7 protein-coding genes and 4 tRNA genes are annotated in these 11,195 nt (G+C 45.6%); 3 read left to right on the top strand and 8 right to left on the bottom strand.

Annotation, left to right across the window (positions count from 1 at the left end; all coding sequences use genetic code 11):
• Together COW20_19190 and COW20_19185 are read left to right on the top strand one after the other, a co-directional pair.
• On the top strand, positions 1-676 hold a 676-nt coding region (locus COW20_19190), incomplete at its 5' end, for an SAM-dependent methyltransferase (protein ID PIW45761.1).
• Between the two features lie 10 nt (positions 677-686).
• The gene (locus tag COW20_19185; GenBank protein PIW45760.1) at positions 687-1,064 is read left to right on the top strand and encodes a DUF3291 domain-containing protein; all 378 of its coding nucleotides are present in this window, start codon (positions 687-689) and stop codon (positions 1,062-1,064) included.
• A 354-nt stretch (positions 1,065-1,418) separates the two neighbouring features.
• On the opposite strand, the gene COW20_19180 is transcribed toward COW20_19185, so the two are convergent.
• The 4 genes from COW20_19180 to COW20_19165 all read right to left on the bottom strand — a co-directional run bounded on the left by COW20_19180 (position 1,419) and on the right by COW20_19165 (position 1,745).
• Positions 1,419-1,502, bottom strand: a tRNA-Tyr gene (locus COW20_19180).
• A gap of 5 nt (positions 1,503-1,507) precedes the next feature.
• Positions 1,508-1,579, bottom strand: a tRNA-Met gene (locus COW20_19175).
• Between the two features lie 2 nt (positions 1,580-1,581).
• A tRNA-Asn gene (locus COW20_19170) sits at positions 1,582-1,656 on the bottom strand.
• Positions 1,657-1,660: 4 nt separating this feature from the next.
• Positions 1,661-1,745 (bottom strand) — tRNA-Ser (locus COW20_19165).
• A 204-nt stretch (positions 1,746-1,949) separates the two neighbouring features.
• On the opposite strand from COW20_19165, the gene COW20_19160 reads away from it, so the two are divergent.
• Positions 1,950-2,207: a hypothetical protein gene (locus tag COW20_19160; protein ID PIW45759.1), complete on the top strand. Its 258-nt coding sequence runs from the start codon at positions 1,950-1,952 to the stop codon at positions 2,205-2,207.
• 87 nt (positions 2,208-2,294) lie between these two features.
• Here COW20_19160 and COW20_19155 read toward each other — a convergent pair whose 3' ends face one another.
• The 4 genes from COW20_19155 to COW20_19140 form a co-directional block, all read right to left on the bottom strand.
• Complete coding sequence (locus tag COW20_19155; protein ID PIW45758.1) at positions 2,295-6,254, bottom strand: hypothetical protein; 3,960 nt, start codon at positions 6,252-6,254, stop codon at positions 2,295-2,297.
• A gap of 12 nt (positions 6,255-6,266) precedes the next feature.
• Positions 6,267-7,784: a hypothetical protein gene (locus tag COW20_19150; protein PIW45757.1), complete on the bottom strand. Its 1,518-nt coding sequence runs from the start codon at positions 7,782-7,784 to the stop codon at positions 6,267-6,269.
• Positions 7,781-9,604, bottom strand: coding sequence for a hypothetical protein (locus COW20_19145; protein PIW45756.1), 1,824 nt, complete (start codon positions 9,602-9,604; stop codon positions 7,781-7,783). Before COW20_19145 ends, COW20_19150 begins: the two co-directional genes overlap by 4 nt.
• 150 nt (positions 9,605-9,754) lie before the next feature.
• Complete coding sequence (locus COW20_19140) at positions 9,755-11,194, bottom strand: DNA phosphorothioation-associated methyltransferase (protein ID PIW45755.1); 1,440 nt, start codon at positions 11,192-11,194, stop codon at positions 9,755-9,757.
• Position 11,195: the final 1 nt, after the last annotated feature.

Raw genomic sequence — 11,195 nt, 5'->3', positions numbered from 1 at the left:
TGATTTTATCCAACAGGCTGTCGCCGAGGGAGTGGATATGGTGGTGAATCTGGGAGCAGGTTTAGATACTCGCCCATACCGACTGGATTTACCTGAAATTTTAACCTGGATTGAAATCGACAAAGCCCATCTCTTGGACTATAAGATCAAAAAACTGGCTGACTATTCACCCCGTTGCAAGCTTCTACATCACCCGCTCGATCTCGCCAATCTGCAAGCGAGACGCTCCTGTTTTCAAGGTTGGAACCAAAGAGCAAAAAAAATTCTGATTCTCACTGAAGGCCTGATGCCCTATCTCAGTTTTGAAGAAGCCAGCCTGTTGGCCCAAGACCTCAGAGCCATGACCCAGGTCAAACAGTGGATTGTCGAATACCATTCCCCTGAAACACTTAAATTTCGAAATCGGGGGGGCATGAAAAAAAATATGCAAAACGCCCCCTTTAAATTTATTCCCACTGACTGGTTCGGTTTTTTTAAAGCACAGGGTTGGCAAGCGACAGAAATGCGCTATTATGCAGAAGTCTGTGAAGATTACCAAAGACCCGCCCCATATCCCTGGTATTTGAAAACCTTTTTTCACATGATGCGTCCGTTCACCCCACTTGAAACCCAGAAAAAACTGAGAAGATATGCAGGTTATGGCTTGGTCATCCCCATTACAGAAATGAAAGAATAATCGCAGCACGATGTATATCACGGTTACTTCCTTAAAGTTGAAAGCTTTGTGGTTTTATTTTGAACTCTCATTGCATGGATTAAAAATTACCCAGCAGACCCAAAAACAATCGGGCTTTATTAAAATGAAAAACACAGGCTTTGGTTGGATGCATTACACGGTATCTGCCTGGCAAAGCAAAGAGGCACTTGAACGCTTCTCGCACTCAGGTGCGCACCTTGAAGCCATCAAATCGGGTCAGAAATTGGCCCAAGAGGTGAGAATTTATACCTACGAAGGTGATCAATTGCCCACTTGGAAAGAAGCCAAAAAATTGCTCGCTGAAAAGGGCCGGGTAATTCAATATCTTAAGAGAAATAAACCGCCAGTAGGTCAAACGAAGCCATAAATAATTTGATCTGAAGAAGCAAATAAAAAGTGCAAAACTCTGGATACATATCCTCAAAAATAACCCTTTATTTGCATATATCTTCTATTTATTTAAACCAATGACTCCAATCACGACAGACAATGACTTGAAATAAGAGTACTCATTCCTGCTCTGCTTTGGAATAAAAACAATCTGCGCATCAACAAGGATATTTTTTTCAATACAATTCCAGTTTGGCACTGGATTGAAAAGCCAAGGCTGCTCTATAATTCAAAACCATCCCCTTGCACAGGTTTCATTTTTCTGCAGATTGGATAAATTAATTAAAATACTTCATTTTCGACCTCATTTCTTCTCATCAATCTCATGCTATGGACATGGCTGGAATCGAACCAGCGAAGGCAATAAGCCGTCGGTTTTACAGACCGATGCATTTCCACTCTGCGTCACATGTCCCAAGATCCCGGTAGTTGGATTTGAACCAACAACCTGTCGATTATGAGCCGACCACTCTTCCCTTGAGCTATACCGGGCAAGGCTCCGAGAGTGAGAGTCGAACTCACGCACTTCCGCTTAACAGGCGGACGCTCTACCACTGAGCTACCTCGGATCAACGGATACGCTGGGACTCGAACCCAGATGCCCTTTTCAAGGCCCCCGCTTAGCAGGCGGGTGCAATTGCCTTTCTGCCACGTATCCAATACAAAAACATTCCAAAAATTGGAATTTCTCAACAGAAACTGTTTAGAATAAAATAGAGGGTAAAAAATTTAGCCCTGCCAGGGATGACGGGGGGATCCCGTGCATTCGCCTGTCAGGGCTGGGGTGAAGGTTAAATACCAGTTGCACTTGATCTCCGTGTCATCCGTTTTGTCAGGATGACCGGAGAAACTTATCTCACAGTTGCTGCCGGTATCCTGGCAATGGAAGGGCGTTGCCCATATAATTGGAGCAACTCATTTCATAATTTATACTTATCTGTATCATTTCCATTACCTTGTCAATCAAGAAAAAAATTGTTGTAAGCGAGATTCAAATGAAAATCCAGATTGGAAAATCTGGTTTAGAATCAGCTTGATATTTATCATAAGCAAAAGCTCACAAAAATTGCAAGTGGAGTTTGCCAGTTTTTTAAATTTTTTTCTAATTATTTTCAAATGAGAATCTGCTCAGAGCATCTTTAGTTGAAACGAATGCCTTTTCATTTATGTCGAATAGGGTAACCCTGAAAGTTGAATAGTTTGAAAATTAGGAAAAAATAGATTGTACTGCTCCAGGAGCCCCTTGTTGAATATAGAGCTGCAATTTATCTACTTTGTTCTGTAAAAGCATCCTTTTGACTGGATTTCGCTCTGATTGAACAGCTTGTTTTAATTGATTCAAAGAAGTTTCAATCTGGGTGCGCGTCAAGAAAACACCCCGAAAACTGGGAATACTTGTTTGCCTCAGGGTGCCATCTTGACTCAGTGGAACCTCCAAGGTGGGGGCACTTTTCGGATTTTGAATAGAAATTTGGGGTTCTTGAACGGGAGAGGGTGGGGGAGGAGACAGTGGCACTTGAATTTGAAAGTTTTTATCTTGGCCCGATGGCGTATCAATCTGAATCTTACCAGGTGCATTTGGCAAAATAGGCTCAGAAAGATCGGGTGTCTGGGCTGGCTGGCCCGACACGGTAAGTTCAATCGGGGAATTTGTTTTTTCAGATTTTACAGGTTCTTCAGAAATATCGATCCGAATCACCTCCTCTGGACGCGCTGAGGCAGATGAGGGTTCAATGCTGAAGGTGGTCTTCTTGAGTTCTTGATTCTTCCTGTTCTGAGGAACCCCAGCCAAAGTGGTGGGAGGCTCTTGTTCCAATGCCAATTTAAACACAAAGGCTTCTGCTTGCGTAATTTTTCCAGTATCTAAATCTTGATTCAACTGAGACGCGATCTTCTGACGATAACTGGCATTATCAAGAATTTCCCCATCCAGATCCGGCAAGTTGGCGTTTCTGCGCAACAAAAGTGCTTCGGTTTTGCTAATACGTCCCGCTTTTAAATCCCCGTCAATAGAGAGTGCCAGCATATTTTTCAGATCTGCCTCACTGCTTGCACGCACAATCGCTCTGCCAACCCCCTTTTGAGCTGTTCTCAGCAGGGCTTCACCATTGCCAATTACGCCCTCCTTATTCAGCGCATTGAAGAGCGTTTCCTGGGCAATTTGTTGATCACTGATCCCGTTTTGAAATTTGACTTGGTTTTGAATGGCTTCTTTTAAACCTGTCCCTTCATTGATCAAGGTTCCCACACCCACCCCGATGCTATAGGAATCCAGCACCAGAGAAAGTGATTGGCCCGCAGGAAAGAAGGAGGCCACGTCACTGACCACACCCACCAGATTATTGAAATTGGTAAAATCATCCTTGCCCGCTCGATAATCCCCAATCAAGGTGCCCAAATCCTTTGAAAGAAAACCCACATTCGCTAAAAAACCCAAAACAGGGATCCGGCTTTCTGCCTTCGCGCTTAAAGCACCCGGCCCACTGGCCGTAGAGGCTGCTTCTGCAATTTTTTCTGGCCCCAGATCAATAATTTTGGGAATGACAGCTTTTAACCCCTCGGTCAGCTTATCCAACCCCACATAGCTGTTAATATTTCCTGCCAAACTCGTAAATTTTTTCAATAACTCAGGTTTCTGACTCAGGGCGGCAATGAATTGGTCTCCTACCCCAGGCGAGATTGCGTTGAAGGTTTTTTGCAGGGAGCTTGTGAATTCACTCACCCTCTCAGCCAATTGAGCATCTTTGACAAGGCCCGTAATTGCAGATTTAAGAAACTGGGCTTCATTGCGCAGCAAATTTCCGCCCTTTTTAAGCGCTTCTGCGACAAAGGGAGAAGCCTTTGCTAAATTATGTGCCGATTCAACAATGTCTGAAGTTTTAGTAACAATTTCCAAACCTTTTAAGCCCTTTTCTGTCAAGGAAAAATTGGCGCGTAACTGGCCGTTCGCGACCGTCGGAGAGGGTTCTAATTCAATCTGGTGATTCGCAGTATTTACCGCTTTCACCTGATAATTTTTCCCATCGAGGGTGACAGAATCTCCCTCATTGAAAATCGCGGCTTTACCCTCAGGCAATTGCAGGGCATTGCTACCAGGCACCGCTTGAAAGCGAATCGGATCGCTCCCCTGATATAGTGAATTCAGATTATTGGCAATAGCCCTCAAATTGGAAAAAGTCCCCAATGCCCCCCCAATCCCATCCAGGCCCTTGATAAATTCTTCAGGTGACTTGCCTGGCCCCAAAAAATTCCGCAGTAATTTTTGCTGATCCTGTTGGTCTGAAAGCGTATTAAATCTTTCAAGAAAGCCTTTATAGGCTTGAACCAAGGTTCCCGCAGCCGCCAGTTTATCCACAGCCCCCGCATTGGCGTCCTGCAAAGTTTTTAAACTTTCAGTAATATTTTGTGGCCGGGCATCTTCCCGCTCAAGGGTGTCACCTGAAAAGAATTCCTTGTCCAGAATTTTTTGAGGGGCTTCAAGGCCCTCTTTTAAATTGCTGAATAAATCAGCACCCTTCGCCAGATAATCTTCAAATTTTGCTCCTGGTGCCTGAGCAGCTTGGTCTGCAGCGCTTTTAAAAGCCTTTTGTTTTTCAGGGGTATCCACAAGAAAACGTTTTTGATCAGGATTCTCTAGCACCTGATTGCGAACATATTCTGCAAAGACACGGGGTTCGACTCCCAGCTCAGCAGCGGCCCGCGCCAAAGTTTCCACGTAATTGTTCCGGTTCAGATCTTTACCTGATATTTTCAAATCTTTGCCTTGTGAATCTTTGCCAAAATCCAATTCAATCTGACGACCGGCCAAAAGACCCGCCGCGTCTTGAAACGGTTTGATCTGTTTTTCGAGTTCTGCACGTCGGGCCAGATCTGCGACCCCACTCTGATTGACAAGATATTGTCCCAATTGAGGGGTTGAAGGGGAGCCTGAAGCCACCAAAGAGAGGGCTTGCGCATCCTGGGTTTCAAGAAAACGAACAAAGGCTTGATTCAATTGACGTGAAAAGGAAGAAACCCCACTGCGTCCGGCAGTCTGCAAACCTTCCACCAGTTCGTTGGAGACTTGACTGAAATTTTTCAATAGTTCTGGATTCTGATTCAAGCGTTCTCTCGCCTGGGGAGAAAGTGTCTGTAAGCGATTTTTTAAATCGGTAGAAATCTCCCCACCCGCAATGATTTTATTCACAGGCTCGGAAAGAGAAGGTGTTCCTGCCGTTTGCTGAGTTGGCGCAGTGTCCGAAGGTTTAATTTGAGCAAGACGTGCATCCAGTTCCAACAATTTTTGATTGTTTTCCACTTGTTTCAGAACTGTTGCCTGCAAGCGATCAATTTCTGAGGAAGGAAGTAGCCCTTCACGCTTCGCCTCGGACACCAATTCTGGGCTGAGTTTGGCTGGCGATTGCGGGTCGCGTAAAACTTGGGTCAGGATTTGAATCAACTGACCCGTTGGGTTGACCGAGACCGTCGGAGGGCCTGATTGACCTGGAGACAGAGGCAATTCACGAGATTTTACAAAGGCCGCACCCACCTTTTCATAGCTATCCGCCAGCGTTTGATTCTCTTGCCTGATTTGCACAATGGCGGCCTGAGCTTTTGAAGGGTCTTGGGGTTTCTGATTTTGTTCTAAAACCTGGGCTTGGTTGATATTCGTTTGCTTGATTTTTTTTAACGCAAGGGTTTGCCCCAGAACAGAGATGTCTTTTTCTAATCGGGAGTATAAAGCAGACTCTTGTTTTGCCACCTTAAGCTCTAAAGCAAGTACCTCTCGATTCGAGCCAGATAAAGCAGGATCATTTAAAGCCCGCTCGAAGCCCTGAACAGTCTGATTCAAAGCTCCCTGCCTGATTTTCAGCTCGCCTGCAAGGGTCGAAATCTCACTCCCAGACAGGTTTTCGCCAGATTGCAGGGTCTGCTGCAGACGGGAAAGAAAGCTCAAATTGGCCTGCGCCTGATTCACAGCTTGATCTGTTTGCGCCACTTGATTGCGATTGAGGGAGCTGCGAGCGGCAGATGAAATCCGCAACTGATCTAAAACACGAATCTCTTTCTGCTCCACTTTGCCATCGGCCAGAATTTTCTGACGTGCTTCTGCCAAGGGCAGACGTTTTGGGGCCGGGGCAGGTGATAAAGGTGTAAAACTGGGACTTTGTGATGAGATAGAAGGCATCTGAAATTCTCCTTAGACCCTGGCCGGAATCGTTCGGCGCAAGGTTTGTAATTCCACCAGACGATCCACAGGGGTTTGTATCAATTCAAGCTGAAGTGCAGAAAGCTGCTCCTGGTCTGCCTGCCAGTAGGTCTCGATCTGGGCCAGGCGGAGGGAATCCGTCTTATCCCACGCAGATTCAAGCGCAGTCAGTGCCTCAAGTTGAGCCTGAGCACGGGTCCGCCTCAAGGCTGTTTGAATCTGAATCTTGAGTTCTAAATAGGCTTCGCTGAGTTTTAAAAGGCTGTTCAATAAAGTCTGAAGTGCATCACGTTCAGCATTTCCAGCTTGAAAGTCTGCACTTAATTGAAAAACGGCACGATCACGCTCACTCAAGGCAGGAACCTCTTGCTGTACTTGAAAATAACCCAAGCGCTTCTCAAAACCCAAGCGGCCAGCTTGTAAAGGGTAAGCAAGGGCTAAGTCTTGGCTGCCCCGTTTCAGTTCACTTAAACAACGATTTTTCATCATCAAGGCGTCACGGTGCAATTGGCGACAATGGCTTTCATGCGGAACCTGCTTGAGAGCAGTTTGAATTTCAAGCAACTGTGCCCATTGTTGATCCAAACTGCGTTGCAGACGGCAGAGAAAGCCAAGCCGAGTCTCTGCTTCGAGGTTTTGCAAAAGCGAATTTAAATGGTCTATCTCGGCCTGAATTTTCGTTTTTTGGTTTTCATCCGCTTCTTTCAACTGACTCCTCAGCGCAAAGAGACGCGTTTCAATCTGATCGGGTTCAAGCACTTCCGGCAAATCAGAAGGAGCTATTTCGCTGGAATGAGACTCTGTCGGAGCCCATGAATTTTTCTCTGCCAAGAGCACCTTCAAACTTTTGCTGATCACTTCAGCCAAAGTCAACAAGGCACTTCGTTCCAATGGCGGCAAGGGATTGGCGGCTTTCAAACGGCTCAGAATTTTTTCTTCAGCCTGAAAGACAGCCCCCAGCATGTCGGGATTTTGCAAACGCAGACATTCAATTTTTTGACTCTGTCGTTGTAAAAAAGGACGAACCAACGCCATGCCCTCTTGCTCTGAAATCGCCAATTTGCCTGTATAGGCCTGACTGAGACGGGTCTGCGTATGCAGTAAAAACGCTTGCAGCGCATGCAATCCCGATTCATGCACAGCTTGCTCCAGGCTTCTTACAATCGCATGCTCTAAATCTTTCAGTTTTTCACAGCGCAGGTTCGACTTTTGAAGTTTGACCTGGCGGGCCAAGGCCTGTAAATCTTCACGTGACTCTGCTTTTTCAAGAGCGGCCTGGGTTGGAGAGTCCAGTACACCCCCAGTTGCCAGTTCAGTCAAGGCCTCGGTTTGTGCCAGGGCCACCTCCTGTCGATTCAGTTCAGGTGGCAAAAAAAGGGCTTCCTGATCTTGATCAGCCTTGAGTTCACGCAAGCGTGCCACCGGTTTGCGATTAAAGTTTGAAGCGGCTTTTAAAGCCTCAAAATCTACGGCTGCAGGTTTTCCTTTGCTGAAGAGAAAGGGGCTCATGCCTGACCTCCCTGAAAACGAATCGTAAATACGGTCAAAGATTCCTGGTTCTCAAGCGGCAGAAGACACGCTTTGACCTGCGCTCTGACCCTGTACAAAAACCACTGTAGATCGGCATCGTTAAACAGCGCCGCATCAATGACCACCTCCCCAGACTGGGCCAGGTCGCGCTGAAATCCAGCCCACTCAACGGCCTCACCTTGATAATCAAGATGCCCCTCATGCGTCCATGTTTCACAGACACCCTCTGCAATTCCCGCTTTAAAGCCCAGAGCTTCAGAATCCTGCAAGCCATGATTCAAGGTCTGAAGACGCTGTTGTAAAGACCAAATCGCGCGAATCGCATCTAATGGGTCTTGAAAAACAGCACGCGCTTTCAATTCACAGGTATTCACCAAGGCGCCATCTCGCTCCTGGATAACCAGCCCGAGTATCTCTTGAAGTTCTTCAGGCGCCAAAGTTAGGTCTGGAGAGAGCCATTCGCATTCCAAAACAGTCAAGCGGGAAAGGGGCAAAGAAGCAACGGGTGCCTCTAAGGCAAACAAGTCGCGAAAATCCTGCAAAGAGCTGACCAAAGCTGCGCTGCAGACCTGTGCATCCCAATCCGTTTTTTCAATTTGTAAATTGCGAAAATAGGGTTTGCCATTTTTCAGTCGCAATGAAGCTCGCGGAGACAGCTCAATCAGGGCTTCAGACCATTCCTCATCAAGATTCAAAACTGAACTTGAAAGCCCCTGTTCAGAAACCCTCAGAATCAATTCTCCGCGCGCAGAGAGAGAATTTACCAGATACTCACCGGGCATGAGATCTAATTTCACTTCACGTTCCTGCAAAGGCCACAGATTCAATTGCCCCGCCAGATGCGGAGTATTGGCAGGGCTACCGGCACAGAAATGCTCTTCTTCAAGTTGACGCAGACGGGAATCAGGAAAAAAACTCAATTCCAAATTCTGATCAAAACCGATCTGATAACCTGCCGCACAACTGGGACAATAGGCCTGGTGAACCACATTTTCAAGATGCAGGCTGTTTTCTTTGGGGCCCTTGCAGCCTGGGCAGCGCAAATCCCAGCGCAAATGCAGATCACCTGCCCAAGTGGCTTTGAGGCAAAAGCGAAGGGTTTCAAGCGAATCCAAGCAGTAGAACTGGGCCAATTCAAAGGGGCGAATCCGACCCGCATAGCGTTCAGGGGCGAATAGCAAAAAGCGGGCCAGCGGCTCAGGCACAGGAGATTCAGGGGCAAGTTTCTGCCAACGCGAAACCAAAGTTTGGTATTCTTTCTGCTTGGGTTGTTGGGAATCAAAAAAGACTTCGACCCCCCGCGCTCCGTTTTCTAGAGCGCTTCCGATCTGCTCCCAGAAATGCACCATCTTTGAAAGATTCTCTTTAACAGCAGGTGCCAACAAGAGATCGGGCGCAGCGGGCAAATAGTCAATCCGACAGGTGAGGCGGGTCGCTTCGGCCTGTGCTTCAAGCAAAATTGTAAACCTGAGATATTTAAACAGCCCCTGTTGATAAACACGTTCTACGGTGAGGAAATGCGGTTCAAGCCATTCAAAGGGCAGTTCCTGATAAATCTGCTTTAATCCGGCCGCTTTGGTTTCGACCGCCATCAGACTTCCTCCCTGCTCCAGTGGCGCAAAACTGTTTTGAGTGGCCTGCAAGCCAATTTTTTGATTGAGCAGATCGGTATTCGAAACAAGCGGCCAAAGGGTTTCAGGAGAGAAATTCAAAATCAGGGACTTTTCCTGTGTTTTGGCTTGGGAACGCATACGCTCAAGGGCTTCACCTTGATCAAGAATATTCAAGCTGGCATTCACTGAAAGAAGGGCTCCACATATTTTTGCTTATTTACGCATTATAAATGAGATATTTTTGTAACACAAGCTTGATATTCAAAATGTTTGAATGAGGAGGACTCTGATGAATTCTGAAGCAAATTTCAATATCTTTACTTCATCTGTACCAATTTAAATTTTAATAAGACGATGTCCTTTAAATAGAATTTTCTTTTCTTTTAAGACTTCTTCCCATCCTTGTTTCATCCCGATTTTCAAAGGCTGTTCATATAAACCGGCTTTTACTTCTGCATGGGTTAATTTTGCAAATCTCTCTCGCAATGGATAATGTTCTGAAACAAACTCTTCTTTTCGATGAAGGATAGGTGGATTTGTATATAGAGAGTAATCTCTATAGGATTCATAATATTTACCCAAATGAACCAACAGAGATGATTCTAGCCTTGGATGGGGATCCTTATCAAAATCTGGATAATAGAGGTAAGAAACCTTGGGTTTAAACCGACTAATTTTTATGATATTTGCGTTATCAATATTTCCAATAAAGGCTCTGGCACAACCTTCTAAAACCCGCAATTCAGGAGGTAAATGTGGCAAGGCGCTGATATGTATATACAATTCTTGAGGCAACATTTTTCCTACTTTGCAATTTTTGAAAGCACCTTTAAGCACATCAAGGTTACCCACAGAGAAAAGCAAATCATCAGCAAACTCACAAGCATTTTTATAACTTGAGTAATGTGCTTTGATATCGTATTGCAGAGCTAAGGGCAAGTGGGTAAATTTTGAACGCCCTTCGAAGCGTGATAGAGCCAAATAAACAATCAGGTCTAAGGCTCTGTCTACTCGAATTTTTTCCCAGTGTTGGGGATCCGTTTTGCGTTTGAGAATCCCAAAAGCTTTTGTCATGCTGCCAATTTCAGCTACAATATCTGGCCCTTCTGGAATTTCTGTTGGCTCAGGTAAACGGCCCCGATCTGTATAAAAATCCATAATAGTTTGAAAAAGAACTTGATGTTGGGTAAAGAGAAGATCGCTGACCAGTTCACGTGGCCGAGCAGTTTGGCGACGGTAGCGTTGAGAGAGATAGTTTTCTCTTTGCGATTCATCTCTAAAAACATAAAAAATTCCGGGTGCTACAGGTACAGATTTTACCTGTAAATGCTGTTCAATAAAAGCTTTTAATTCCTGTTGCTCAAAATATTTTTGAAAGGTGCTGCGTTGGGTGAGATAGCCATCTTTATAAGGTTTGGCATCTTTGAGATTTGCACTCATGACATGCTGAGCTGAAACAATCAGCATATTTTGAGCCAAGCTCCAGGCTTGCTGAAGTGTGTGGACTCGCTCTTGGGGATTTTCGATGACATTCAGAACATAGCCAAAATTAACAATTTCTGAGGATTTTTTTTCGGCATCGGGGCAGTATTTGGGATCCCACCCCTCACATTGAAAACCCTTGCGCTTCAATCGTTGCAAATCGCCTCCACGTCCACAACCATAATCAAAGAAGGTATTCTCTTGAGTGAGAAGGCCATCTTCCAAAGCCAAACGCACAGGTTTGGAGAGTTCTCCTCGATGAATGGCTGTTTTATGACGGTGAATTTCTGGCATG

The sequence above is a fragment of the bacterium (Candidatus Blackallbacteria) CG13_big_fil_rev_8_21_14_2_50_49_14 genome (assembly GCA_002783405.1).
GTDB lineage: Bacteria > Cyanobacteriota > Sericytochromatia > UBA7694 > UBA7694.
Note: the sequence above shows the minus strand (reverse complement) of the source record. Positions and strands in the feature narration are given on the sequence as shown.

Excerpts from the sequence above, each read along its gene's own strand:
- COW20_19185 (PIW45760.1), top strand. The coding sequence starts at position 687 with ATGTATATCACGGTTACTTCCTTAAAGTTGAAAGCTTTGTGGTTTTAT.
- COW20_19150 (PIW45757.1), bottom strand. The coding sequence starts at position 7,784 with ATGAGCCCCTTTCTCTTCAGCAAAGGAAAACCTGCAGCCGTAGATTTT.
- COW20_19140 (PIW45755.1), bottom strand. The coding sequence starts at position 11,194 with ATGCCAGAAATTCACCGTCATAAAACAGCCATTCATCGAGGAGAACTC.
- COW20_19155 (PIW45758.1), bottom strand. The coding sequence starts at position 6,254 with ATGCCTTCTATCTCATCACAAAGTCCCAGTTTTACACCTTTATCACCT.